The 24291-nt window shown below is 73.7% G+C and carries 22 protein-coding genes; 8 read left to right on the forward strand and 14 right to left on the reverse strand.

Annotation, left to right across the window (positions count from 1 at the left end):
- The gene (locus tag AC6JBM_RS24895) at window positions 1–957 is read left to right on the forward strand and encodes a quinone oxidoreductase family protein (RefSeq protein ID WP_497985979.1); all 957 of its coding nucleotides are present in this window, start codon (window positions 1–3) and stop codon (window positions 955–957) included.
- On the opposite strand, the gene AC6JBM_RS24900 is transcribed toward AC6JBM_RS24895, so the two are convergent.
- From AC6JBM_RS24900 to AC6JBM_RS24910, 3 genes are all read right to left on the reverse strand, one after another.
- Entirely contained in the window at window positions 931–3978 is a 3048-nt protein-coding gene (locus tag AC6JBM_RS24900) for an NACHT domain-containing protein (protein ID WP_497985980.1), read from the reverse strand. The genes AC6JBM_RS24895 and AC6JBM_RS24900 overlap by 27 nt on opposite strands.
- A gap of 82 nt (window positions 3979–4060) precedes the next feature.
- Entirely contained in the window at window positions 4061–4663 is a 603-nt protein-coding gene (locus AC6JBM_RS24905; RefSeq protein WP_497985981.1) for an FhaA domain-containing protein, read from the reverse strand.
- A gap of 30 nt (window positions 4664–4693) precedes the next feature.
- Window positions 4694–5548 carry a LysR family transcriptional regulator gene (locus AC6JBM_RS24910; RefSeq protein ID WP_350614679.1) on the reverse strand — a complete coding sequence of 285 codons (855 nt, stop codon included), beginning with the start codon at window positions 5546–5548 and terminating at the stop codon, window positions 4694–4696.
- Window positions 5549–5618: 70 nt separating this feature from the next.
- On the opposite strand from AC6JBM_RS24910, the gene AC6JBM_RS24915 reads away from it, so the two are divergent.
- Window positions 5619–6521, forward strand: coding sequence for an EamA family transporter (locus tag AC6JBM_RS24915; protein ID WP_497985982.1), 903 nt, complete (start codon window positions 5619–5621; stop codon window positions 6519–6521).
- Between the two features lie 3 nt (window positions 6522–6524).
- On the opposite strand, the gene AC6JBM_RS24920 is transcribed toward AC6JBM_RS24915, so the two are convergent.
- The gene (locus AC6JBM_RS24920; RefSeq protein ID WP_497985983.1) at window positions 6525–7325 is read right to left on the reverse strand and encodes a hypothetical protein; all 801 of its coding nucleotides are present in this window, start codon (window positions 7323–7325) and stop codon (window positions 6525–6527) included.
- Between the two features lie 53 nt (window positions 7326–7378).
- Between AC6JBM_RS24920 and AC6JBM_RS24925 the strand changes: the two genes are divergently transcribed.
- Together AC6JBM_RS24925 and AC6JBM_RS24930 are read left to right on the forward strand one after the other, a co-directional pair.
- Window positions 7379–8152, forward strand: coding sequence for a class I SAM-dependent methyltransferase (locus AC6JBM_RS24925; protein WP_497985984.1), 774 nt, complete (start codon window positions 7379–7381; stop codon window positions 8150–8152).
- 20 nt (window positions 8153–8172) lie between these two features.
- The gene (locus AC6JBM_RS24930; protein ID WP_497985985.1) at window positions 8173–8745 is read left to right on the forward strand and encodes a hypothetical protein; all 573 of its coding nucleotides are present in this window, start codon (window positions 8173–8175) and stop codon (window positions 8743–8745) included.
- Between the two features lie 16 nt (window positions 8746–8761).
- Here AC6JBM_RS24930 and AC6JBM_RS24935 read toward each other — a convergent pair whose 3' ends face one another.
- Window positions 8762–9589, reverse strand: a complete 828-nt coding sequence (locus AC6JBM_RS24935) for an SDR family oxidoreductase (RefSeq protein ID WP_497985986.1) — start codon at window positions 9587–9589, stop codon at window positions 8762–8764.
- 51 nt (window positions 9590–9640) lie between these two features.
- Here AC6JBM_RS24935 and AC6JBM_RS24940 point away from each other — a divergent pair, with 51 nt between their 5' ends.
- Window positions 9641–10585, forward strand: a complete 945-nt coding sequence (locus tag AC6JBM_RS24940; RefSeq protein ID WP_497985987.1) for an Lrp/AsnC family transcriptional regulator — start codon at window positions 9641–9643, stop codon at window positions 10583–10585.
- Window positions 10586–10624: 39 nt separating this feature from the next.
- Window positions 10625–11314 (forward strand): DUF6518 family protein, encoded by a 690-nt coding sequence (locus AC6JBM_RS24945; RefSeq protein WP_497985988.1) that lies wholly within the window; start codon window positions 10625–10627, stop codon window positions 11312–11314.
- On the opposite strand, the gene AC6JBM_RS24950 is transcribed toward AC6JBM_RS24945, so the two are convergent.
- The 3 genes from AC6JBM_RS24950 to AC6JBM_RS24960 all read right to left on the reverse strand — a co-directional run bounded on the left by AC6JBM_RS24950 (window position 11311) and on the right by AC6JBM_RS24960 (window position 16044).
- Window positions 11311–13932 (reverse strand): ATP-binding protein, encoded by a 2622-nt coding sequence (locus tag AC6JBM_RS24950; protein WP_497985989.1) that lies wholly within the window; start codon window positions 13930–13932, stop codon window positions 11311–11313. The two genes, AC6JBM_RS24945 and AC6JBM_RS24950, sit on opposite strands and share 4 nt — an antisense overlap.
- 39 nt (window positions 13933–13971) lie before the next feature.
- Window positions 13972–15321: a sensor histidine kinase gene (locus tag AC6JBM_RS24955; RefSeq protein ID WP_497985990.1), complete on the reverse strand. Its 1350-nt coding sequence runs from the start codon at window positions 15319–15321 to the stop codon at window positions 13972–13974.
- 150 nt (window positions 15322–15471) lie between these two features.
- On the reverse strand, window positions 15472–16044 hold the full coding sequence (locus AC6JBM_RS24960; RefSeq protein ID WP_497985991.1) for a TetR/AcrR family transcriptional regulator: 573 nt from the start codon (window positions 16042–16044) through the stop codon (window positions 15472–15474).
- Window positions 16045–16106: 62 nt separating this feature from the next.
- Here AC6JBM_RS24960 and AC6JBM_RS24965 point away from each other — a divergent pair, with 62 nt between their 5' ends.
- Entirely contained in the window at window positions 16107–16508 is a 402-nt protein-coding gene (locus AC6JBM_RS24965) for a nuclear transport factor 2 family protein (protein WP_497985992.1), read from the forward strand.
- A gap of 287 nt (window positions 16509–16795) precedes the next feature.
- Here AC6JBM_RS24965 and AC6JBM_RS24970 read toward each other — a convergent pair whose 3' ends face one another.
- Complete coding sequence (locus AC6JBM_RS24970; protein WP_497985993.1) at window positions 16796–17728, reverse strand: helix-turn-helix transcriptional regulator; 933 nt, start codon at window positions 17726–17728, stop codon at window positions 16796–16798.
- 82 nt (window positions 17729–17810) lie between these two features.
- On the opposite strand from AC6JBM_RS24970, the gene AC6JBM_RS24975 reads away from it, so the two are divergent.
- Window positions 17811–18749, forward strand: a complete 939-nt coding sequence (locus AC6JBM_RS24975) for an alpha/beta fold hydrolase (protein ID WP_497985994.1) — start codon at window positions 17811–17813, stop codon at window positions 18747–18749.
- 4 nt (window positions 18750–18753) lie between these two features.
- Here the strand turns inward: AC6JBM_RS24975 and AC6JBM_RS24980 are convergent, their stop codons facing one another.
- From AC6JBM_RS24980 to cydC, 5 genes are all read right to left on the reverse strand, one after another.
- Window positions 18754–19236: a hypothetical protein gene (locus AC6JBM_RS24980; RefSeq protein ID WP_497985995.1), complete on the reverse strand. Its 483-nt coding sequence runs from the start codon at window positions 19234–19236 to the stop codon at window positions 18754–18756.
- Between the two features lie 541 nt (window positions 19237–19777).
- Window positions 19778–20686 (reverse strand): hypothetical protein, encoded by a 909-nt coding sequence (locus tag AC6JBM_RS24985; protein ID WP_497985996.1) that lies wholly within the window; start codon window positions 20684–20686, stop codon window positions 19778–19780.
- Window positions 20687–20850: 164 nt separating this feature from the next.
- Entirely contained in the window at window positions 20851–21936 is a 1086-nt protein-coding gene (locus tag AC6JBM_RS24990; RefSeq protein WP_497985997.1) for a hypothetical protein, read from the reverse strand.
- 116 nt (window positions 21937–22052) lie between these two features.
- Window positions 22053–22475: a pyridoxamine 5'-phosphate oxidase family protein gene (locus AC6JBM_RS24995; RefSeq protein ID WP_497985998.1), complete on the reverse strand. Its 423-nt coding sequence runs from the start codon at window positions 22473–22475 to the stop codon at window positions 22053–22055.
- An 80-nt stretch (window positions 22476–22555) separates the two neighbouring features.
- Window positions 22556–24283, reverse strand: a complete 1728-nt coding sequence (gene cydC, locus AC6JBM_RS25000; RefSeq protein WP_497985999.1) for a thiol reductant ABC exporter subunit CydC — start codon at window positions 24281–24283, stop codon at window positions 22556–22558.
- Window positions 24284–24291 lie beyond the last annotated feature (8 nt).

A 24291-nucleotide genomic window follows, 5' to 3' on the forward strand; every position in this document is an offset into this window, starting at 1 on the left:
ATGCGGGCCGCCCTGATCCTCCAATGTGGACAGCCGCCGGTCGTGGCCGCGCACGAGCCCCCGCCGTCCGGCGGCGTCCGGGTGGCCGTGACCGCCGCGCCGATCACGCCGCTGGACGTGCTGTGCGCGAGCGGGACGTCGTACTTCGGCGCCCCGCCGGTCCCCTACGTCCCCGGAGTCCAGGGCGTTGGAGCGCTGGCCGACGGCACGCCGGTGTGGTTCGCCACCGACGCCGGCATGCGCCCCGGCGACGGGAGCATGGCGGAGTACTGCCACGTGCCCCCGGCGGACATCGTCGAACTGCCGCCGGACGCCGACCCCGCGCTGGTCGCCGCGCTGGGCCTGTCCGCCGTGGCGGCGTGGCAGTCCCTCACCTCGTGCGGCGACCTGCGCACCGGCGAGCAGGTGCTGGTCCTGGGCGGCGGCGGCATCGTCGGGCAGGCGGCGATCCAGATCGCCCGCCTGCTCGGCGCCCGCCGCGTGGTGGCGGCCTGCCGCTCCTCGCGGGCCCGGTCGCGCGCCGCCGCCCTGGGCGCGGACGCCGTGGTGCCCCTGCTCGACGACGACACCGTGCCCGACCTGGCCGCACGGCTGCGCCCGGCGCTGGACGGCCCGCTGGACCTGGTGCTGGACCCGCTGTTCGGCGTGCCGGCCGCGGCGGCGTTGCAGGTGCTGCGCCCGGGCGGCCGCCTGGTCAACCTGGGGGGCTCGGCCGCCCCGACGGCCCCCTTCGACTCGGCCACGCTGCGCAGCGGCTCGCTGCGGATTCTGGGCTACACGAACAACTCCCTGACGAAGCCGGAGCGGGCGGAGACGATGCGCACGATCGCGGCCCACGCCGCGGCGGGCCGCCTGACCGTCTCGTACGAGGCCGTCCCGTTGTCCGACGCTCCGGCCGCCTGGCACGCCCAGTCCACGGGCTCGGCCACCTCACGCCTGGTCCTGCTCCTGCGCTGACAGCAGCGAGGCCGCGAGCTCCGGAATGAGCTTGCGGGCGAGCTCCGGCGGCAGCGCGCGCATCGCCCGGCCCTCGGGGGTCTCGCGGATCTTGCCCGCGTACCCTCCGTCGAGCACGGCCTCCAGGCGGACCATGACATCCCAGAACTCGTCCGAGAAGATCCGCTTGACCTGGATCGCGTGCCGCATCGCCAGCATCGCGACGGCCTCGTCCATGCGCTTGCCGCGAAGGTTCAGCACATCGTTGGCCGTCGCGGCGTCGAGACTCGCGCCGTGCCGGGCCGCCGCACTCAGCGCGAGGCCGTGCAGCGGGCCGGGAATGCGGCTCACGTCGGTGAGGATCGCGAGGCTTTCCGGGGAGGCGTAACCGCGCAGCAGCACCTCCGTCAGAGCGCGGGCCATCGCCGGGCCGGGCTGGTCCATGGGACTCGTGCTGTCGAACAGCACGGTGCGCCCCACGGCGAGCTGCATCGCCCGGGCCTCGGCCAGAGCGGCGATCTCCACCATGTCCTCCCAGTAGCCGGCGGACGGGCGCCACGCCGCCGTCGGCCGGTCGCCGTCCACCACCTGCAGGGCGCTGATGAACGCGCCCCATCCGGCGGAGGGCTTCAGCACGGCGTCCCACAGGCGGACCTGGTTGGCCCACGACAGGCGGACGTCGGCGTGCGGCGGGCACAGGCGGGCGACCTCCACCGGCTCGTCGGCCATGGCCAGCCGCAGGGACACGATGTTGGCCGCGTAGGTCGCGATGCGCTGGACGGCCACCCGGCTCGACGGGGCGTAGGCGGCGTGGCGGCCCGGGCCCCAGCGGTCCTGCACGATGGCCGCGATGTGCTCCAGCACGCCCGCGACGGCCGCGTCACCGCGCGCCTGCTCGGCGAAGAGGTCGAGGGCGCGGGAGCCGTACCCCGCCAGCAGCCGCTGGGACAGCAGCGCGAACAGCAGGTCGTCGTCCCAGGACTGCGACGCCGTGCGCAGCGAGCGGGCGGCGGCCGCGTCCCGCAGCAGCTCCACGGTGTGGAAGGCGACCAGATAGTCGGCGAACATGGCGTGCAGGAACTCGTAGCTGCGGCCGCCGACGCCACCCTCGGCCTCCGCCGCGGCGACGAAGAAGAAGCGGCCGATGATGCGGCGCGCCGGGTCGAGGGGGCGGGCCAGGTCGCGCGGCCGGGACTCGGTGACCGGGATCGGGCCCGGGAGGGCCAGCAGGTCGGCCTCGAGGTCGCGCTCGGAGAGGTGCTGGCGGCCGCGGTTGAGCATGCCGAAGGCGACCAGGCCGAGCTTCCACAGCTCCGCCTCGCGTCGCTCGTCCTCGGCGAGGCCGGACGCCTGGTTGTCGGGCCGGGCCAGCTCGCGGCGGATGTAGTCGTCGAGGAGCATGCGATAGAGCCCGGCGGACGTACCGTCGGCCGGCAGCTCCCGCTCCGCGGCCACGATCGCCAGCAGCAGCAGGAGCAGCGGCTGCCGGGCCAGGTCGCCGTAGCCCCGCAGCGCGCCGGCCGCGACCGGGCGCACGTGACCGGCCGCGACGCCGGGCTCGTTCGCCTCGGCCCAGCGCTCGGCCCAGGCGTCGATCTGCTCGTCGGTGAACTCCTCCAGCCGCACCACGAGGCAGCCCTCCGGGATCGCGGCCAGGTCGGCGACGAGCGTCCGGGAGGTGACGATGACGGCGACCGGGCCGTCGACGGCCGCCTCGGTGCGCTGGAAGTCCATCACGTTGCGCAGGTAGCGCGACTCGGTGGCCCCGGTGGCCTGCATCAGCTCGTCGAGGCCGTCGATCAGCACGACCCGCACCGCGGGGCCGCTCGACTCGCACAGCGTCCGCCACTGGACCTGGTCGTTGGTGGCCTCGCGCAGGACGTCGTCGATCTGGCGGTACACGCCGGCCGTCGGGTCGGGAACGTCCCGCAGCGGCACCCGGACGGTGACGAACGCGTCGAGCCGCGCGGCGCAGACCTTCGTGAACAGGCTCTTGCCGCTGCCCGGGTGGCCGAGCACGACCATCGGCCGCTCGGCGGCGGCGGGCGACACGACGTGGGCCGCGACGAACCCGGCGAGGTCGGACCCCAGGGGCTGCCGGCCCCACCAGTCCTCGTGGGCGGGCAGCGACGCCGGGCCCATGACCGCCCAGCGGAACTCCGGCTCGATGTACCCGCGCTCGACGCTCGGCACCCGCACGGCCGTGACATCGCCGGTCGCCTCCTCGAGATCGACGATGGGAGCGGCGAGGACGGCGCGATGGAGGCTGCGCAGCGCCGGGCGGGCGGCCTTGGCCGGGGCGGCGAGGAACCGGGTCAGCTCCTCGATCCGCCCGAGGGCGTTCTGCTCGGCGAGGTGCTCGCCGAACTCCGCCCAGATCCGGAACTCCGGAACCTCCGCGGCGAGGCCGAGGTAGTCGGCGCGGTACCGCCGGACCGCGCGTTCGACGACGTCCCCGGTGACGGAGGAACCGCTTCCCGGGGAGAACGCCCTGAGTCCGGCGAAGAATGTGCGGCACCGGCCGGCCAGGTCCGCGTAGTACGGCCTGATCCCGCCTTCCAGGTTCGCCTCGAAGCCACGACCGGACCACGGCAGGTCGATGGGCGTCCACAACACGCCGTCGACGGTGCGCCGCAGCAGCCCGTGATGGGTCGAGTTCGCGCTCAGGCGCTCGATGTCGGCCTCGGTCAGCTCCAGCCCGTCGTACATCGGGCCGAGCACATCGCGCAGGGCGGCGAAGAACGCGCCGACCGTCAGGGCCGCGTGCGTGGCCGCGAGCAGCTCGTGCCGCTGCCGGCCCGACGACCTGCGCAGCTTCGCGCGGCCCTTGCGCACCAGCTCGTCCAGCCGGACGACGAGCTCGTTCTTCTGGTCGACCCAGCCCCACGCCGCGAGCAGCCACGGCTGGCCCGTGGCCACGCCGATCGGTCCCGCGGCGAGGATCCCGGCACCGAGCAGCCTGTCGAGTATCTTGATCGTCGCCGAACGCTTACCCAGCAGGATCTCGCGCGCATCGCCCAGGGTGTCCGCGGAGCGGGTCATGCTGCTCGATCCTAGCCGTCCGGGAGCCGGACTCCATGGGCCTGCCGGTTGGAATCGCCGGCCCATGGCGTCCACTGTGGACCTAGTTGGGCGGTGGGTCAGCGCGCATGCCCTGGACGGTCAGGGTCACGCCGCCCAGGGTGATCACGTCGCCGGGGTTCACGGCCACGGGCTCGGTCACCGGGCGGTCGTTGAGCCGCGTGCCGTTCGTCGAGCCGAGGTCCGTCAGCACCACCATCCGGCCGTCGTACCGCAGCGCCGCGTGCCGCCGCGACACGCCCTCGTCGCGCACGCGCAGGTCGACCTGGCGGCCGCGGCCGATGACGGTCTCGCCGGCCTGGACCGTGTACCGCCGGCCGTCGTCGATGAGCAGCATGACCCCGCGCCCGGCCTCGTCCTCGCGGCGGGTCCGGGCCTTGCGCACGTCAGCGATGATCTTGAAAGAGCCCGGCGGGACGGTGTCGTCGGGCTGCAGCTCCACGACCACCTCGTCGGCGATGCCCCAGCGCTGCTCGGCCAGGAACTCGGCCTGCGCGCGAGCCAGCGGCCCCGCGAACTGCGCCAGCTGCGCGTGGTCGCCGGGCGCGACGAGCACGAGGTAGCTGTTGGGCGCCAGCGTCTGCTCGCCGACCTCCGCCTCGCGGTGCATCGCCTCCAGGATCGCCGTCCGCTGCGGCAGACTCATGCGGGGCAGCGTACCGGAGCCCGCAAATGCTCACGTTCCGTAGGCGTCGCGGGTCAGCGCGATCAGGTCGTCGAGGTGCGCGGGCGGGTCGTCGCGCCACCACGCGAGCCGGACCTCGATCGGCGGCGCGTCGCTCATCCGGCGGTACGCCACGCCGGGGCGCGGGTTCTGGTGCGCCGTCGCCTCCGAGGTCACGCCGACGGCCTGGTTCGCCGCGATGAGCGTGAGCCACTCGTCCGTGCCCCGCGTCGGGCGCACCGACGCCGGCCCCGCACCCTCCGGCCACAGGCCGAGACTCGTCGTGCCCGTTCGATCGTCGATCGCCATCGTGTACCGCGTCAGGTCGGCCAGCCGCACCGTCCGCTTGCGCGCCAGGGTGTGCTCGGTGGCCACGGCCGCGCAGCGGTGCTCGAAGCCGACCCCGGCCGTGGCGAATCGCGGATCCTCCAGCGCCCGGCGGACCACGGCGACGTCGGCGGTACCGTCGGTCAGCCCGGCGGCGAGGCTGTTGTGCTGGACGAACACCAGCGGTACACCAGGATGCAGCCCGGACCAGGCCCGCTGGATGCGGCGCGTGTGCCGGCCCATCGCCGCCCAGGCGTAGCCCACCCGCAGCTCGGTGCGCGAGCGCTCGACGACCCGCCGCAGGTGCGCGACCTCGTCCAGCACCGCCCGGGCGCGGGTCAGCACCTGGGTGCCCGTCGCGGTCAGGCGCACGTGCCGGGTCGTGCGGTGCAGCAGCCGCGCGCCGAGCGCCGCCTCGAGCGCGGCCACGGACCGCGACACCGCCGCCTGCGACAGCCCGAGCGCCCCGGCCGCGTCGGTGAAGGTGCCGGTCTCGACGACGGCGACGAACGCGCGCAGCTGCCGCAGCTCCAGATCCATGCGTACAGCGTATGAATGGCGCATCGCACGCATTTCCGCGGCCCCGCTCCCCCGGCCCAGAATCGTGGTCGTGAGCAGGCTGAACCTCGGCACTGTCGGCGCCCTCGCGACCATGTTCGCCAGCGCGGCCGGCAACCAGGCGGGCGCCGCCCTCGGCGCGCGCGCCTTCCCCGCGATCGGGCCCGCGGGCGTCGTCGCGGTCCGTCAGCTCGTGGCGGCCGCGGTGCTCCTGCCCGTGGCCCGGCCCAACCTGCGGCGCCTGACCTGGTCGCAGTGGTGGCCGGCGCTGCTGCTCGGGCTGGTCTTCGCGACGATGAACATCAGCCTGTACACCGCGGTCGACCGCATCGGCCTCGGGCTCGCGGTCACCCTCGAGTTCCTGGGCCCGCTCGCGGTCGCGCTGTGCGGCTCGCGCACGCCGATCGACCTGCTGTGCGCGATCGTCGCGGGGATCGGCGTCTACGTGCTCGTCCTGCCCGGCCCGAGCACCGACGTCGCCGGGCTCGGCCTGGGCCTGCTCGCCGGGGCGTGCTGGGCCGCGTACATCCTGCTCAACCGGCTCGTCGGCGCGCGCCTGCCCGGCTTGCAGGGCCCCGCGGTGGGCACGACGGCCGCGGCGGTGCTCTACCTGCCGGTCGCCGTCGTCCTGACCGTGCAGGGCCGCTTCACCGCGGCCGGGCTGCTCTACGCGCTCGGCGCCGGCGTGCTGTGCTCGGTCGTGCCGTACGCCGCGGACGTCATCGCCCTGCGCCGCGTGCCGCCGCGCTTCTTCGGGCTGTTGCAGAGCGTGCACCCGGTGTTCGCGGCGCTCGCGGGCGCGGTGATCCTGGGCCAGGTCCCCGCCGCGCACGTCTGGGCCGGCATCGCGATCGTGGTGGGCACGAACATGGCGGCCGTGGCGGTCGCCGGCGCTCGCGCGGCATCGGCGCGCGCGACCGCCGTCGCCCTTCCCGAGCCGGGGATCGCCCTGTAGCCCTCAGCGCCCGTCCCCGGCCTCGCGCCCGTGGTCGTGGTGCTCCTCGATCTCGTTCTCGTGCCGCTCGCCCCGCCGGCGGAACATGGCGAAGCCGGGGATGCCGACGATCGCCTGGCGCAGGTCGCGGGTGACGTTCAGCAGCTCGTGGATGTCGGGGCCGACCCGGTCCAGGGTGGCGAGGATCGGCAGGATGTCGGTGTTGAGGTGGTGGGCGAGCCGCGGCAGGTCGTCCACCATGCGGATCGCCGCGTCGACCTCGTCGGGCGAGAGGTTCTCGATGAACCGGCGCAGCGCCGGCGCGTACGCGCCGAGCAGCTCCTCCGCGGTGCCCGCCGCGCGCGCGGCCTGGGCGACGACGGCGTCCGCGTTCGTGGCCGTCTGCTCGGCCTGCGCGACGATCGCGTCGGCGCTCGTGGCCGTCTCACCGGCCTGCTTGACCAGGGCTCCGGCGCTCGCGGCCGTCTCGGCGGCCTGCACGACGATCGCGTCCGCGCTCGCGGCCGTCTCACCGGCCCGCACCACGAGCGCGTCGGCGCTCGCGGCCGTCTGGGCGGCCTGCGCCACGATCCGGCCCGACTGGTCGATCAGGCCCGCGGCCGAGGCGGTCAGCGCGCGAACCTGGCCGATCGCCTCGTCGGCCGCGTCGAGCGTCGCGGTGGCGCGGGCCAGGAGCAGCTCGGCGCCGCCGACCAGGCGCACCACCCGCCCGGGCAGCGCGACGACGGCCGCGGCGGTTCCGGCGGCGGTGCCCGCGGCGGACACGGCCAGGTCGACGACTTGCGACAAACGCGGCAGGGGCATACCTCCATCTTGCCCACTGCGAGCCCTTGGAATGCAGGTCTAGCATCGCCGGGGTGAGCTTTGAGGTGCAGGCGGACGCCTACGGGCGTTTCATGGGGCGGTATTCGGTCCCCCTGGCGACGCGTTTCGCCGAGCTCGTGGGCGCCTCGTCGGGTCAGCGCGCGCTCGATGTCGGCTGCGGCACCGGGGCGCTCACGGCCGAGCTCGTGCGACGGCTCGGGGCCGCGTCCGTGTCCGCCGTCGATCCGTCCGAGTCGTTCGTGGCCACGGCGCGGGAGCGCTTCCCCGACGCCGATGTGCGCGGCGGGGCGGCGGAGCGGCTGCCGTACTCCGACGGGACCTTCGACCTCGCGCTCGCTCAGCTCGTCGTGCACTTCATGGCCGACCCCGTCGCCGGGCTGCGCGAGATGGCCAGGGTCACCCGGCCCGGTGGCCTCGTGGCCGCCTGCGTGTGGGACCACGCGGGCGGCGCCGGCCCGCTGGCCGTGTTCTGGCGCGCCGCGCTGGAGCTCGACCCGGCCGCCCGCGACGAGTCCGGCCTCGCCGGCGCGCGCGAGGGCCACCTGGCCGAGCTCTTCACCGCGGCCGGCCTGCGGGACCTCGAGCCGGCCGAGCTGACGGTGCGCACGACCTTCGCGGGCTTCGCCGAGTGGTGGGAGCCGTTCACGCTGGGTGTCGGGCCGGCCGGCGACTACGTGCGCACGCTGGACGAGCCGCACCGCGAGGCCCTGCGCGAGCGCTGCGCGACGCTGCTGCCCGCGACCGGCCCGATCGAGGTCACCGCGATGGCGTGGACGGTCCTCGGCCGCACGGTTTCGCCGGTCTGAGGGCGGGTAGCCCGCCGTCCGTGACGACCTTTCCCGTGGGCGGTCTCGACCTGACGGCCGCCGGAAGGTTCAGGGCCGGGCGCCTGGACGCCGACGGCGAGGCGGGGCTGGCCGGGCAGGTGGCGTACCTCGTCGGACAGTTCGAGCCGCCGTGCACGCCCGTCGCCTCCTGCCTGCGGCACATCATGGAGCACGTCGGCGGCGACGAGGCGCTGCTCGCGTGGCTCGACCAGTTCCCCGGCCGGCCCCGGCTCGTGACCCGGGCGCTCGAGCTCGTGGGGCTGCTGGACCGCTACGGCGACTGCCGCCCGCTCGTCGCCGCCCTGCGCCAGCGCCGCGTCCACACCCCGGACCCGCCGGCGCTCGCCGAACGCCTCCCGCCCGAGACCGACGAGTCCACGCTGTCCAGCCTCGGCGGCGAGATCAAGGCCCGCCTCGGCGACGACGACCCGACCGAGGCGGCGCACCTGGCGCTGGACGCGGCGCGGCTGCTGGCCGACCTCGCGCCCGCCCTGCACGAGGTGCCGGGCCTCGGCGACTTCGAACAGCTCGCCGTCGAGTCCGTGCGGGCGCTGGAGACCGTGCAGCTGTGAGGCGGCGCGAGGACTCCTAGAAGTCCGCCGCGTGGTCCCGCGCCCACTGGGCGAACGACACCGGGCGGCGCCCGGTCACGCGCGTGAAGGTGCCGGTCACCGGCGAGCCGCCCGGCTCCAGGGCGTGCTCCACGAACTCGAGGATCGCCGCGGCCGTCGCGGCGTCCGTGAACGTCGCGAACGCCGCCCGCGCCGCGGCCGGGGTCAGCTCCTCGAGGCGGATCGGGCGGCCGACGGCGGCGGCGATCGCGCGGACCTGCTCGTGCTGGCTCAGCGCGTCCGGGCCGGTGAGCAGGTCGCTCACGCCGGGCGTGGACGGGTCGCGCAGCGCCGCGACGGCGACCGCGGCGATGTCGCGCTCGTGGATCGGGGCCGTCGCCGCGGCCGGGTGCGCCACGCGTACGACGCCCTCCGTGCGGATCGAGCGCGACCAGGCCAGGGCGTTGTTCGCGAGCACCAGCGGGCGGATCGGGACGCAGCCGGGCAGGGCCGCCTCGACCTCGCGGTGCTCCCGCGCGATGGCGTTGGCCGCGGTCCAGGGCAGCAGCACGCTGCCCGAGGAGAGCAGGACCACGTGCTCGACGCCGGCCGCGGCGACCGCGGCGGCGAAGGGGGCCGGGTCCGAGGGCAGGGCGTAGACGAAGACGCGGCGCACCCCGTCCAGCGCGGGCCCCAGGGTCTCGGGGCGGGTGAGGTCGGCCCGCACGACCGGTACACCGGCCGGAATGTCGCCCGCCGTGGACAGGTCGCGCACGGAGGCGCGGACGGGGTCGCCGGCGGTGCGGAGCTGGTCGAGCACGTGGCGGCCGATGGAGCCCCGGGCGCCGATCACCAAGGTCGTCATGGGTACGATCGTGGCGCGGCGGCGGCTCAGCACCACGTCATTGGGGTTCGAATGGCGAAATCCGACCTTGATGAACTCGATCTGCTCATTCTCCACGCTCTGCAGCTGGACGGGCGGGCGTCGTTCACGCGCCTCGGCGAGGTGCTCGGGATCTCCGACCAGACCGTCGCGCGGCGGTTCGCGCGGATGCGGGCCGAGGGGCGCGTGCGCGTCACCGGGCGGACCGACCCCGAGCGGGTCGGCGAGGTGTCGTGGTTCGTGCGCATCCAGTGCGTGCCGAGCGTGGCGGTCACCGTCGGGCGGGCGCTCGCGCGGCGGCCGGACACGTCGTGGGTGAAGCTGACCTCGGGCGGCACCGAGATCGTGGGCGTGGTCCGCGCGGCGTCCGAGCGCGACTCGGGGGCGCTGCTGCTCGAGCAGCTGCCGAAGACGCCCAACGTCACCGGGGTCACCGCGAACTGCCTGCTGCACGTGTACTTCGGCGGCCCGCAGAGCCTCATCGACGTCCTCAGCCCGCAGCAGGTCGCGGCGCTGCGGATGCCGGAGCCGCCGCCCGGCGCGCGGGCCGAGCTCTCCGGCGATGACCGCAGGCTGCTGCAACTGCTCGCGGCCGACGGGCGGATGGGGTTCACCGAGCTGGCCGCGGCCACCGGCCGGCCGCACACCACCCTGCGCCGGAGGGTGCACGAGCTGCGGGAGTGCGGCGCGCTGTACTTCGACCTCGACATCGACCACCGCGCCCTGCGGCTGCCGATGCAGACGATGCTCTGGCTGTCGGTCGCCCCCGACCGCCTGGCCGAGGCGGGTGCGGCCCTGGCCGCGCACCCCGAGGCCGCGTTCGTGGGTGCCACGACGGGCGCGACGAACCTCTACGCGGCGGTGCTGTGCCCGGACCCGGCGGCGTTCTACCGGTACCTCTCGACGAGCATCGCCGCGCTGCCCGCGATCCAGCACCTGGAGACGGCGCCGGTGATCCAGACCCTCAAAAGCCTGTAAGGGGCCGCGCCGCGCGGCGTTCGGCTGGATCATGACTTCATGGTGGAGTCCTCTGGGGCGGCTGCCCGGCAGCGGATCGGCATCGGCTGGCCCCTGACCGCGGGCGTGGCGCTCGGCATCGCCGCCTTCTGCGCCGATCTCGTCGACGGCACCCTGCGCACGGTGCTGCAGTTCGTGGCCAGCACCGGCTTCGCCTGGGGCTGCGCCGCGTTCGTGGCCGCTTCCATGACCTCGCTCCGGGCCCGCACGCGGCGCGGGGCGGCGGCCGCGGCGGTCATCGTGCTGTGCACCGCGACCGGCTGCTACTACTGGCTCAACCTGCCCGGCGGCCTGCGCCCGGGCGGCGAGTTCGGGCCGCTGCTGCGGGCCTTCGGCTACTGGATGCTGCTGTCCGTCGCCGGCGGCGCCCCGCTCGGCGCGCTCGCCCACGCCGTGCGCGCCGACGGGGCCCGCCGCGCCGCGATCGCCGCCGGCATCGCGTGCGGGCTGCTCGCCGGGGCCGGGATCGCGATCGCCGTCACGCCGCTGTTCACCGGCGACCCGCTCCGCGGCGGGACCGCCGAGGGCGCGCTGCAGGCCGCGGCGGGCATCACGGTGGCCACCTGGTCCTTCGCCCGCCGCCGCGGGCCGCGGGCCTGGCCGGTCTACGGGATCGCCGCGCTCGCCGCGTGCACGGCGGGCGCCCTGGCCTGGAGCGCCGTGGAGGCCGTGCCCGTGATGGGCTTCTAGGCCCTGTCCCGGGCGAGCCCCTCGCGGACGGTGGTCACCGCGGCCACCACGCGGTCGAGCTCGTGGCGCAGCTCGTCCAGCGCCCGCGTCGCGTCGTCCGGCAGCCCGCCGCGGGCCCGGGTCTCGAACTCGCCGCTGAGCCGGGCCAGCACCGCCGCCCCGACGTTGCCCGCGGCGCCGGTGAGGGTGTGCGCGGCGCCGACGGTGGCGGCCGAGTCGCCCTGGCCGACGGCGTCGGCGAGCCGGGCGAGGGTGTCCGGGGCCTTGGCGCAGAAGGAGCCGAGCACCCGCCCGACCAGCTCCAGCTCCTGCGGCGAGGGATCGTCGTCGGTCAGCTCGCGAATCCGGGCCCGGATGCCGTCCTCGAGCCCGTCCGGCTCCGCCGCCGGGGCGGGCCCCGCCACGGACTGCGCGCTGGTGAACGCGGACAGCACCGCGGCCAGGTCGGTCGGGCGCATCGGCTTGGTGAGGAAGTCGTCCATCCCGGCCGCCTCGCACGCGGCCCGGTCCTCGATGAGCGCGCTCGCGGTCAGCGCGATGATGTGCGGCCGCGCGGCGGGCGGCAGCTCGGAGCGGATGCGCCGGGTGGCGTCGAGGCCGTCGAGCACCGGCATCTGCACGTCCATGAGCACGACGTCGTAGCGCACCCGGCGCACCGCGTCGAGCGCCTCCGCGCCGTTGGCGACCACGTCGGCGCGGTGGCCGAGCTTGGCCAGCATCATCGTGGCGACGGTCTGGTTCACCTGGTTGTCCTCGGCGACCAGGATGCGCAGGGGGCGCACCGGCGGTACCGGCGCCGGATCCTCGGCCGCGGAGGACTCCGCCGGTCCGTTGAGGACGCGGTCCAGCGCGGCCTGCAGTGCCGCCGCGCGCACGGGCTTGGTGAGCACCGCCGCGAAGCCGGGCGGCCGGGGCGCGTCGACGGTGCTGAGCAGGATGCTCGGCCCGTCGAACGCCGCGGACCGGCCGTCGGTCAGCACGACGTCGGCGGTCGACGGGTCCGGCGTGCACTCCATGCCCCACTGCGTGAGCTGGGCGCACAGCACCCGGCGGAGCGTGGCGTTGCCGGACAGCACGAGCGCGCGGCGCCCGCCGAGGTCCGCGGTCGCCGCCGGCGGCGCGGTCGCCGAGATCCTCAGCAGCGCGGTGAGCGTGAACGTGGAGCCCTCGCCGGGCCGGCTCACCACCGTGAGGTCGCCGCCCATGGCCCGGGCGAGCCGGCGGCTGATCGCGAGGCCGAGGCCGGTTCCGCCGTACGTCCGCGTCGTCGACGCGTCCACCTGGCTGAACGAGCGGAAGAGCCGGTCCATGCGCTCCGGCGGGATGCCGATCCCGGTGTCGGCGACCGCCAGTGCCACCCGGACGCGGTCCCCGGCGAGGGCGAACGACCCGGTCACCACGATCTCGCCGCTGGAGGTGAACTTCACCGCGTTGGAGAGCAGGTTCACCAGCACCTGCCGCAGCCGGGTCACGTCCCCGCACAGCGGCGGGCTCTCGGCCACGTCGGCGACGAGCTCGAGACCCTTGCCGGCCGCGGGCACCGCCACCAGCGCGAGCGCGCTGTCGACGCACTCCCGCAGGTCGAACACGGCGTCCTCGAGCTCCAGCTGCCCCGCCTCGATCTTGGAGAAGTCGAGGATGTCGTTGATGATCGCCAGCAGCGCCTCGCCGCTGTCGCGCACGGTCGCGGCCAGCTCGCGCTGCTGCGCGCTCAGGTCGGTGTCCAGCAGCAGCCCGGTCATGCCGATGACGGCGTTCATCGGGGTGCGGATCTCGTGGCTCATGGTGGCCAGGAACGCGGACTTGGCCTGGGTGGCGGCCATCGCCTCGTCGCGCGCGTGCAGCACGACCCGGGTCGCCTCGTCGACCGCGTCGGCCATCTCCGCGAGCTCCGCCGGCCCGCGCGCGGCCGCCCCGCCCGCCACGGGCGCGACCACCTCGCCGGTGGCGACCCGGCGGGCGGCGGCGGTGACGGCGGCGATCGGGCGGGACACCTGCCGGGTCACCCACCAGGCGCCCAGCGCGGCCAGCACGGCGGTGAGCAGGGCGCCGCCGAGGATGGAGCGGCGGGTCGCGATCGCCGCGGCCGCCGACTCGCGCTGGTCGGCGGCGAGCCGGACCTGCTGGGCGGTGCGCATCCGGCTCAGCCCGCTCTCGATGGCGGCCATGTCGGCGGCGCCGCGGTCGGTGTCGACGACCCGCTGCGCGGCCGCGAAGCCCTCGGTGCGCCGCAGGTCGATCGTGTCGGCGAGCTCGTTCAGCTTGTCCTCGACCCGGCCGCGGACCTGCGCGAGGGTCGTGTCGCCCGCGGTCCGGGCCGCCAGCCGGTCCAGCGTGCCCGGAATGGCGGCGACCGCGGTCGTGTACGGCTCCAGGTAGCGCTCGTTGCCCGTGATCACGTAGCCGCGCTGGCCCCGCTCGGCGTTCTGCAGCTCCTCGCGCAGCGCGTCGATGTCGTCGATGACCGCGTGGCCGGCCTCGACCGCGGCCCGGGCGTCGAGCAGCGTGCCGATGCGCACGTACGCGGCCGCGCCGACGACCAGCAGCCCGCCGATGGCCAGCAGGTACCCGGCGGCGAGCAGGCGCGCCACCGTCCATCCGCCGGTCCGAGGTCTCATCCACTCGGCTCATCGCCCGCTCGGGGCGGGAGCTTTGTCTTATTGCGGCAGTTTCAGCCGTAGCAGCGCCCCGCCGGCCGCGGACTCCTCGATCGTCAGGGTGCCCCCGTGCGCGGTCACGATGTCGCGGGCGATGGGCAGCCCGAGCCCGGTCCCGCCGCCGGTGCGCGAGCGATCCTCGTCGAGGCGGACGAACCGGTCGAAGACCCGGTCCCGGTCCGCGGGGGCGATGCCCGGCCCGTCGTCGGACACCGTGATTTCGGCGGTACCGTCGTGAGCCTCCACCGTCACCTCCACCGCCTCCCGCGCGTGCCGGGCCGCGTTGTCGAGCAGGTTGCGCAGGACGCGCTGGAGGTGGTGCGGGTCGCCGCTCACCCGCACGGGGGCCGAGCGCGCGGTCACCCGGAGCCCGGGCCGCTCGGCGATGAGCCGCTCCCGCTCGAGATAGACGAGGTCGTCGAGGTCGACGTCCTCCCGCCGCAGCCGCAGCCCCTTCTCGTCCACCCGCGCCAGCAGGAGCAGGTCGGAGATGAGCCGGGCCATGCGGTCGCTCTCCCGCCGCATCCGCACCACGTGCGGCCCGTCCCCGAGCAGGTCCAGCCCCGCGAGCACGGTCGACAGCGGGCTGCGCAGCTCGTGCGAGGCGTCGGCCACGAACCGGCGCTGCGCCGCCGTAGCGGACTCGATGCGGTCGAGCATCCCGTTCATGGTCGCGGCCAGCGCGGCGATCTCGTCACCGGTCGGCGGTACGGGCAGCCGCGTGTGCAGGTTCCGCCCGGTGATCGTCTCCGCCTGCCGGCGCATCGCGTCGACCGGCCGCAGGGAGCGCCCCACGAACAGGAACGTCGCGATGCCCACGATCACGGTCAGCAGCGGCAGCCCGACGGCCAGGGCCCCGATCGCGGCCTCGGTGCCGTCGTCGATCTCGTCGATGGACTGCCCCACGAGCACCGTGCGCGGCCCCGCGTCCGAGTCCACGCCGAGCGCGGTGATCCGGAAGTACTCGTCGTGCGCCACCGCCAGCCGGCGCTGCTCCCGCCTGGTCTGCCCCGGCTCCGGGCGCAGCGACGAGATCGGCTGGGCCCCGGCGATCAGCACGGAGGCGCGCAGGACCCGGCCGTCGGCGCCGAGCACCTGCACGACGGTGCGGTCCCGCAGCGACGGCCGCATGACGGCGGCGAGCGCGGCGTCGTCGTCGAGCGCGCCGGCCACCTGGGCGGCCCGGTCGCTCGTATCCTGGTCGACGTTGCCGGTGAGAATGAGCCGCGCGGCGATCACGAACGCGACACCGGTGAGCACGGACGCGACGGCGACGACGGCGGAGGCGGCGAGCGCGGAGCGCATGCGCACCCCGAGCCGCTGCCGAATCCGCCCCGCGAGCCCCGCCACGCGCCCGACGCTACCCCGAGCCCCGCACGGATCCGCGCATCGGCCTCCTCCCGCACCACCCGGCGTGCTTGTCTCGGCGCTGGTCTGCCTCTTGATTGCCGCGCTGTGTCGCAGTGCTTGTTTGTCTGGCTCCGTCCTTGTGCGGGCACTTCAGCCGGTGGCGGTTTCGGTTGGAGCGGCAATGCCGGTCCGTAGTAGTGCGACCAGGCGGCGGGCGTGCGTGGGGTCGGCCGTCAGGGCGGCGCCGCTGGCCAGGGTCAGCACGTCGGCGGCGGTGAGGTCGGAACGGAGGGCTGGCTGCGCGCGCCGGACCAGGCGATCGGCTATTGAGGTGATCGACGCGTGCCATTGACGGAACAGCATGGTGCGGCGTTCGCCGGTGCCTTCCGTCGCGGCCAGGGCAAGGGGACGTTTCGTGGCCACGTGCACGACGAAATCGTCGAGCCAGGCGAACAGCGCGTCCGCCGGCTCCGCGGACTGCAGCAGCTGTGCGCCGCGTTGGCACAGTGTGGCGACCTCGTCGGCGTAGACGGCGACGAGCAGGTCGGCGCGGGTCGGAAAGTGGCGGTACAGGGTGGCGTTGCCGACGCCGGCGCGCCGGGCGATCACGTCGAATGCGACGTCGTTGCCCGCTTCGGTGAGCGCCTCACGAGCCGCGGCGATGAGCCGCGAGCGGTTGCGAGTCGCGTCGGAGCGAGGGCCTCGCTTGCTATCCGGGGACATCCCCGTATACGGTACCGGAGGCTAAACGGGGAGCACCCCACTTAGGTCGGGAGGGGATCACGATGGCCATCACCGCAGACGACCGGATCACCATCACGGACTTGATCAACTCGCACGGCCACCTGACCGACCGCGGCGACTTCGACGGCCTGGCGGCGCTCTTCACCGAAGACGTCGTCTACGACGTGTCGGCCCTCGGCAGTGGCACATTGGTCGGTCTCGCGGCCGCTCGCGAAGCGGCGCTGGCCCTGGCCGACGCCAACCCGGTCGCCCACCACGTGACCAACATCGTGCTGCGCGAGACGGCGGACGGCACCGTCAGTGCCCTGTCCAAAGGATTCGGAGTCATGGCCGACGGCTCGACCGGCAGTGTCACGTACGAGGACACCGTCGAACGGACGGCAGCCGGCTGGCGTATCGCACACCGCGTCGTGCGTCCCCGGCGCACGCCCCTGCACGACTGATCACCGGTGACCGCATCGCCACTCGGCACCGGCCGCACGGGAATGAGCTCGCTCGGACACGCCGCCGGCACCGCTGCAGCGCGTGGCGGCGATACTGTTCCTGACCGGCCAGCTGATCGACGCCGAGACCGCCCGAGCGGCCGCCGAGACCAAGCACACCCCTATCGAGCATCCCTCATGCCGCCGATGGCGCGCGACAGGCAGCCCGATCGCGTCAGCGGCCGTGACCAGCTCGAAAGGCCGAGGCTTCCTATAAGTAGCCGATGAGCGTGCGTCTACTCGTGCCCTTACGAGCCGTATCGCTCGACGAGCGCGTTGCCGATCGAGGCCAGGTGGTCCCGCACCCCCGGAGGGCTGGTCACCTCGACCCATGCGACCAGCCCGGCAAGCTCGCCGGCGAGGATGTATTCGTCGTTGCCGCGGATCACGACCTCGATGCGGCCGTCGGCCGTGGAACCTCCCACCTCGAGACGACCGCCGAACCCCATCCGGAGCACGCCTATCCCGTGAGGCGCGCACATCGCCCGGGCCTCGAGGGGTGTTCGCTTGCGTTCGACCTCGTCCGCGATCGCGCGCCAGCTCTCGGCGAGGTCGAAGTCATCGGGCCGGTGCACGGGATCGCCGGTCGGGTCGACGGACGACACCCGGTCGATCCGGAAGGTCCGCCGACCGGCCTCGGTGCTGGAGACGAGGTACCACGACGGGCCTTTGGCGACGATGCCCAGCGGGTGGACGGTTCGCTCGGTTTCGGTGCCTTCGCGGTCGACATAGCCGAGCCGGACCTGCACGCCGCGGATCACCGCGTCCTGGAGCTCGTCGAGGAAGCGAGGCGGTCGGGACTCGGCCCGGCTCGACCCCCATCGTTGCGGGTCCGTGACGAGCGACGACGCCGCCGCCTCGGCCTGCACCCGGAACGGCTCCGGCAGGGCATGGACGAGCTTGCGCAGCGCCGCTTTCACGGCTGGCGTGGCAGCCGAGGCCGGGCCGGCGACCAGGAACAGGGCGCGGGCCTCACCCGCGGTCAACCCGGACAGGTCGGTGCGGGCGCCGCCCACGAGGCGCCAGCCGCCGCCCCGGCCCTGCACGGAGTACACCGGCACGCCGGCCATGCCCAGGGCGTCGAGGTCGCGGCGGGCGGTGCGCTCGGAGATCTCCAACTCCCGGGCGACCTCCGCTGCGGTCACCTGCTCGCGGTGTTGCAGCAGGAGGAGGATGGCCATCAACCGGTCAGCTCGCACGCCGGCGACACTCCCACATAAAACCGGTCAGGAGGTGGCCGGTATCGGTCGGCATGATGCCGGCATGACAATCGATCTTCCCGAGCCCACCCTCATTTCGGTCAACGGTGTGGAACTCGAAGTCTTCGAAGCGGGCCGAGAAAATGCCGGAAGGCCCATCGTGCTCTGTCACGGCTGGCCGGAGCATGCCTTTTCCTGGCGCTATCAGGTGCCGGCCCTGGCCGCGGCGGGCTACCACGTCATCGTTCCGAACCAGCGGGGCTACGGCAACTCGTCCCGTCCCGCCGAAGTGACGGACTACGACATCGAGCACCTGTCGGGTGACCTCGTCGCCCTCCTCGATCACTACGGCTACGAGGATGCCACCTTCGTCGGCCATGACTGGGGCGCATTCGTCGTCTGGGGCCTGACCCTGCTGCACCCGAACCGGGTCAACGGCGTGGTAGCGCTGAGCGTGCCATACCAAGAGCGCGGAGAGATGCCCTGGATCGAGGTCATGGAGGCCGTGCTCGGCGCCGACTTCTACTTCGTCCACTTCAACCGGCAGCCGGGCGTCGCCGACGCCGTGTTCGAGGAGAACACGTTGCAGTTCCTTCGGAACCTGTACCGGAAGAACGTGCCCCTCGCAGAGCCTCAGCCGGGCAATGCGTTGATGAACCTCGCGAGAGCGGAAACCCCACTCGGTGACCCCGTCATGAGTGACAGCGAACTGGCTGTCTTCGTCTCCGCCTTCGAATCAGCAGGGTTCACGGGCGGAATCAACTGGTACCGAAACCTGGACCGCAACTGGCGCCTGCTGGCGGACGTGGACCCGATCATCCGGCAGCCCACGCTCATGATCTACGGCGACCGCGACACGGTCGCGAGGGCGGAACGACTGACGGAATTCGTGCCGAATGTGGAAGTGGTCAGTCTGGACTGCGGTCATTGGATCCAGCAGGAGATGCCGCAGGAAACGACCGAGGCGATGCTGCAGTGGCTGGACCAGCGGGAGACCGCCTAGCGGATCATGAGGCCGGCGGTGGCACAGGCTGCCGATCGCCGCCCGGGTCCCACCAGCGGCCATTGAATCCGTAATAGATCCCCGTAGCCCAATCAGCGGGTTCGTCGTGGTAGGTCAGGCTGTCGCCGACGATCCATACACGAGGAACATCACCGTCCGGACTTCCCGGTTCAGACCATTGCCGATTGATACGGGCTACCGCCTCGGTCCGGGAGATGCCGAAGGCGTGCATCATCTTGTCGGCTATGTCCTCACAGAACTCGCGAGCTTCATCGTCACCGGCACAGGGGAACGCGCCGTGCGGGCGAAGGACCGACCGATGCACGAGATACTCGATCTCGCCGGCGTGGGCGACACCCGAGGGCAGCGTGCGCGTGCGGACGCTGCCCTCGAGCTCCTCTTCATCGAGGTCGTACTCGACAAGCAGGCGAGTCAGGTGTTCCCGCAGACCGATCGGCTCGTAGCCGTCGTACTCGTCTGTCGACACCTTCACATCATCCGACCTGCTCGGTGCAGCGGCGCCACGGGCCATCCAACTTCCGCTCATACCGCGATCCGTGGCCTTGCGCGGACTGCGCCAGCCGCCCCCAGCACGGGCCGTAGTCGGCGGTGGCCCTTGAATCAAGCGCCGCGCTTATCTACATGGACGGGTCCCGGAACTCGGTTCTGGCGCGAACTGTGTGATGGGTACCGAGTAATAGATCGTCATCGCGGTGCGCGATGCCGTCGGACAGCTACTCCCTCATCTGAACGGTATCGAGATCGATGCGGTCGTGGACGCTGGCTCCGAACTGATCGTCACAGCTCGGGTTCGAGGTCATCAGGCCCGTTGTCAGGCGTGCGCGGTGGCGTCGTCTCGGGTGCGGCCTGAACGCAGACCTCGCTGCGGTCACCGCTGGCCTCAGCCTGCCCTTCAGCTCCGGACCGGTCGAAGGCAACGTCAACCGCATCAAGATGATCAAACGACAGATGTACGGTCGAGCCGGTTTTGACCTACTCCGCAAACGCGTCTTGCTGAGTACCTGAGATCAGCCGACTCGCGGTTCCTCTCTCGCCCATATGGTGACGTCACTGCTGGTTGCGACCACCAAGGTGTTTCCGGAAGGAGAGAAACCGACTGCACGCAGCTCTGAGTAGGTCGAGTGGAAAATGAGCCACCAGGTGCTGCCCTCTTCCCCACTGTTGGGGTTGCCGTCACGGGACAGCACAACACGCTCGCTCGGCCAGTCGGGACTGACCGTGTCGACCACCCAGCCGTCCTGCGTGCCTGTGTGCAACCCGCCTCCGTGCAACCCGGCGATCCGCACGGGCACTCCGGCTATCGGACCCAGCCCCGGACAGCTCAAATCTTCATCCGGGCAGGGCAGATCCGGGTATGGATCGCGGTCGCGAGCCAGCTTCTGTCCGGTGACGGTGTCGAACAAGCCGTGCCCGTCGATGGAAGTCACCAAAAGCAGGTCTCTGTGGCTGGCTGGGTCCACAGCAAAGCCCACGCCCTGCAAGCCTCCGACGGGCGTGCAGTGCGATGCTGCGGGCGTCCAAGGCTGCGGCGGGGGAACAACCTGGGCTTGAAGAAACCGCGTTCGTAGTCCTCGCTGGTAATCACTGAGTGTCGCGAGTTGCGGCTCTGCGGGCGCTTGCGACCGCAGGCGCCTCACCTCACTCAGCAGCCGTGGCAGGTCCTCCGACGCGGCGGCTACAAACCCAACGACCGCGTCCAGTCGAGCATCCGGTGAACGCAGCTGTTCCGTCCCCGCACGTACATCCAGGTACAACTCATGGTCAACGTCCGGATCCCCACCCTGGACGAAGCTGTTGCCGCCGATCCCCGAGCGGGTCTCCACATGAGCTGTCCACGGCGTCGGCACCACGGCAAACGCTGCCGCGCACCGCAGGTCGATAGCATCAAGATCGGAGTAGGCCAGGCGATCACTCATCCGGGTAGTTTGAACCATTTTCAGAGCGGCGTGCCCACCGCTCGACGCTAATGCGCGACCCACGGGTCCTCAGCGCCGCCGTTCAAGATCTATCGGACGAAGCCATTGTCTGTGCGCTTGTTCGCCTCTGTGCACCCGGCTCTCGGTGACTGCTGCGGGACCCGTCAGCTGAGCACGGCGGACGGCGAACGGCGAGGGGTGGCCGGCGGCGCGTCCTCCTGCACCGGGACGCCGATACGCATCGCGACGGCCGGGTTGCCGACCCCGCCGAGCAGCCCGCGCAGCGCGTTGCGCACGCCCGCCACCTCGACGACCTCGCTGATCGGCGACGCGGCCAGCCCCCGCGCGGTGAGCGTGAGCCACACGTCGGAGAGTGCCTCCCCGGCCGCCAGCCAGTCCCGGGCCTCATCACCGTCGGTGACGAAGAGCGCGTACACGGTGCCCCGGTCACTCCCCGGCCCGGCCGCCAGCCCCGCCTTGAGCGCGAAGTCCCGCGGCGCGACCGTGCGCCGGGTGGTCGCCACGACATTCTGGGTCGTGACGCCGTCCCCGTGCGCCCGGTTGGTCCAGGCCCGCAGGTCGGCCCGGAACCGAGGATCCTCCCGCTCGACCTCCCCGGCGTGGGCGACCGCGCCCGCGAACGCCGTGACCTGGTCGTCGCGCACGATCTGCAGGTGCACCCCGTGCCGCCCGGCCGCCGCCCGCAGCTCGTCCAGCACCGCGTCGGCGGGCCGCTCGTCGCCGAACGGCCGCCGGTCGGTGTGCCGCCACTCGATCGCCGCGGCCAGCTCACCGTCACGACCCCGATCGCCACCGCCCGCACCCACCGCGGCCGGCTCACCGTCACGAACCAGATCGCCACTACGCACACCCACCGCGGCCGGGTCACCGTCACGATCGTCCGTGCTCGCGTTCGCCTCCGGGACGTGGCCGGGGCGGGCCGGGCCGCGACCGAAGCGCGCGACGAGGTCGGGCCGGTCGGCGTCGGGCAGCCGGTCGACGGCAGCCTCGTACCCGGCCGCGTGCAGCGTCACGACCGCGTGGTGCAGCGCGGCGCCGCAGCTGAGCATGAGCAGCCGCCCGTCGGGGTCCAGCCCGGTGAGCTGCCGCGACCGGTCGGCCCACAGCTCGGCGTGGTCCCCGGCCAGCCGCCACCGCCAGGGCTGGCTGTTGAGGATCGAGGGGGCCCGCAGCGCCGCGATGGACGCCTCGGCCACGAGATCGAGCTCGGCGCGAAGGTTGCGGTTCATGGCGGTCTCCTCAGGCGGGGCGCTTGCGGTGTTCATCCAACGGTCGCCCGGACCCGCGCCGCCGGGCAGGGCCGGAAGTCACTGATTCCCCGGGACCTCCCGCGCGAATGCCCGATTCATCCCGCTCCCGCGGGGTTCGTCCCGGCGAGCTGGAAGCCGTTGACCAGGTCGCACTCGATGCCGATCACGCAGTTCATCGGCTCGTCGACCCAGGGCCGCAGGACCTCCTCGTAGCGCCGCAGCCGCTCCTCGTCCATGACCAGCCGCGCGGTCCCGGTCACCACGACGCTCCAGCCGGCGTGCGTGCCGGCGTCGATCTCGTCGGCCTCGTACGCGACCACGAGCGACCCGTGCGCCGTCGCGGCCGACGCCAGGCCGCCGCCGAGGCTGCTGCGGATCACGATCGTCTCCCCGTCGAGCAGGTGGTTGACCGGCCGGATCGCGGGCAGCGCCCGGTCGGTGAACACCACGCGTCCCACCGCCACCGAGCCGAGCAGTTCAAGACACCGCCGCCGCCCCAGCGCTCGCATCGACCCCATCGCCATCACCTCCCTCCGAAGCCACTGTCAACGCATGCGCGCCGCACGCGACGAATCCGCGAACCGAGGCCACGACCGGCTCAACCCACGACCGCCGCCGCGAACACGGGAGCCCCACCGCCGTCACCGCCCTTCACATCCGTGACCGACCCGAGCGACCCGGCGGCCGGGTGCAGGGCGATGACCGAGTCCACGTAGTCGCGGGCGTCCGTGCGGTGCGTGATCAGCAGCACCGTCCGGCCCCGGGTCGCGGCCATCAGGTCCCGCAGCAGCGCGACCGCGTTCTCCTCGTCGAGGTGCTCGGTGGGCTCGTCGAGCACGAGCACCGGGAAGTCCGCGAGCAGGGCCCGCGCGAGCGCGATCCGCCGCCGCTGGCCGCCCGACACCGCGACGCCGTGCTCGCCCACGCTCGTCGCGAGGCCGTCGGGCAGCCTCCGCACCCACTCCGTGAGCCGCGCCCGCCGCAGCGCCGACGCCAGCTCGGCCTCGGTGGCGCCGGGCTTGCCGATGCGGAGGTTCGCCTCGATCGTGCTGTCGAAGAGGTAGGCGTCGTCGCCGAGATACCCGACGATGTGCCGCACGTCGTCCCCCCGCGCGTCGCGCAGATCGACCCCGCCGAGCGTGATCCGTCCCGCGCAGGGGTCGAGCCACCGCACGAGCAGCGAGGCGATCGTCGACTTCCCGGACCCGCTGGGCCCGGTGAGCGCGACCCGCGCCCCGGGCTCGAGCACGAACGAGACGTCCCGCACGACCGGCCGCCCGGGCACCCACTGCGCCGCCACCCCCTCGACCCGCACGACCGGCGCTGCGGCCGGGTCCACCGCGGCGGGCCGCAGGGCGACCGGCGTCACCGGGTCGGGTGCGGGATCCGGCGTCGCGGCCACCTCGGCGAGGCGGCGCAGGGCGGTGCGGGCCGCGGCGAAGTGCTGGGCGGCCGGCGGAACCGCGCCGACGATCTCGAAGACGGCCAGCGGGGTCAGCACGACCACGGCCAGGAGCTCGCCGTGCAGCGTGCCGCCCCGCACGGCCAGGGCGCCCGCGACGAGGGCGGCCAACACGGCCAGGCCCGTGCACAGGGCGGTCACCGCCGCCGACACGCCCGTCGCGGCGCTCGAGCGGCGGGTGGCCGTCAGCAGCTCGCGGTCGGTGCGGTCCAGGGCGGCGAGGGCATCGCCGACGGCCCCGGCGGCGATCAGGTCCGGCAGCCCCTGCACGAGGTCCACGGTGCCGGCCGCCAGCGTGCCGCGCAGCGGGGCCAGGCGAGCGTCGGCCCGGCGGACGAGGGCGGCCTGCAGCAGCGGTACCCCCACGCCGACCACCAGCACGCCCGCCGCCAGGGCCAGGCCGGCCGCGGGCAGCAGCGACCAGACGAGCAGCACGGAGGCGAGCCCGGTGACGGCGGCCACGGCGATCGGCAGCGCGACGCGCACGACCAGGTCGACGATCGACTCGACGTCGTCGACGAGCCGGGCCGCGAGGTCGCCGCGGCGGAACCCGGCCAGCCCGGCCGGCGCGAGCCGCTCGAGGCGGCGGAAGACCCGCACCCGCAGCTCCCCCAGCACCCGCAGCGCGCCGTCGTGCCCGGTGACGCGCTCCACGTACCGCAGCACGCCCCGCCCGATCCCGAACGCCCGCACGGCGACGATCGCCACCATGAGGTGCAGCACCGGCGGGTGCAGGGCCGCGCGGGAGATGAGCCACGCCGACGTCGCCATGAGCCCGACCGCACAGACCGCGGCCGCGACCCCGGCCACGAGCGCCACGAACAGCCGCCCCGCCGCCGGGCGCAGCAGCGCCAGCCGGTTCACCGGGCCAC

It is taken from the genome of Dactylosporangium thailandense (assembly GCF_059739745.1).

What these genes read in the sequence shown, in the direction of transcription:
- AC6JBM_RS24895 (WP_497985979.1), top strand. Translation starts at nt 1, where the DNA reads ATGCGGGCCGCCCTGATCCTCCAATGTGGACAGCCGCCGGTCGTGGCC.
- AC6JBM_RS24900 (WP_497985980.1), bottom strand. Translation starts at nt 3,978, where the DNA reads ATGACCCGCTCCGCGGACACCCTGGGCGATGCGCGCGAGATCCTGCTG.
- AC6JBM_RS24905 (WP_497985981.1), bottom strand. Translation starts at nt 4,663, where the DNA reads ATGAGTCTGCCGCAGCGGACGGCGATCCTGGAGGCGATGCACCGCGAG.
- AC6JBM_RS24910 (WP_350614679.1), bottom strand. Translation starts at nt 5,548, where the DNA reads ATGGATCTGGAGCTGCGGCAGCTGCGCGCGTTCGTCGCCGTCGTCGAG.
- AC6JBM_RS24920 (WP_497985983.1), bottom strand. Translation starts at nt 7,325, where the DNA reads ATGCCCCTGCCGCGTTTGTCGCAAGTCGTCGACCTGGCCGTGTCCGCC.
- AC6JBM_RS24935 (WP_497985986.1), bottom strand. Translation starts at nt 9,589, where the DNA reads ATGACGACCTTGGTGATCGGCGCCCGGGGCTCCATCGGCCGCCACGTG.
- AC6JBM_RS24940 (WP_497985987.1), top strand. Translation starts at nt 9,641, where the DNA reads ATGGCGAAATCCGACCTTGATGAACTCGATCTGCTCATTCTCCACGCT.
- AC6JBM_RS24945 (WP_497985988.1), top strand. Translation starts at nt 10,625, where the DNA reads ATGGTGGAGTCCTCTGGGGCGGCTGCCCGGCAGCGGATCGGCATCGGC.
- AC6JBM_RS24950 (WP_497985989.1), bottom strand. Translation starts at nt 13,932, where the DNA reads ATGAGACCTCGGACCGGCGGATGGACGGTGGCGCGCCTGCTCGCCGCC.
- AC6JBM_RS24960 (WP_497985991.1), bottom strand. Translation starts at nt 16,044, where the DNA reads ATGTCCCCGGATAGCAAGCGAGGCCCTCGCTCCGACGCGACTCGCAAC.
- AC6JBM_RS24965 (WP_497985992.1), top strand. Translation starts at nt 16,107, where the DNA reads ATGGCCATCACCGCAGACGACCGGATCACCATCACGGACTTGATCAAC.
- AC6JBM_RS24970 (WP_497985993.1), bottom strand. Translation starts at nt 17,728, where the DNA reads ATGGCCATCCTCCTCCTGCTGCAACACCGCGAGCAGGTGACCGCAGCG.
- AC6JBM_RS24975 (WP_497985994.1), top strand. Translation starts at nt 17,811, where the DNA reads ATGACAATCGATCTTCCCGAGCCCACCCTCATTTCGGTCAACGGTGTG.
- AC6JBM_RS24985 (WP_497985996.1), bottom strand. Translation starts at nt 20,686, where the DNA reads ATGAGTGATCGCCTGGCCTACTCCGATCTTGATGCTATCGACCTGCGG.
- AC6JBM_RS24990 (WP_497985997.1), bottom strand. Translation starts at nt 21,936, where the DNA reads ATGAACCGCAACCTTCGCGCCGAGCTCGATCTCGTGGCCGAGGCGTCC.
- AC6JBM_RS24995 (WP_497985998.1), bottom strand. Translation starts at nt 22,475, where the DNA reads ATGGGGTCGATGCGAGCGCTGGGGCGGCGGCGGTGTCTTGAACTGCTC.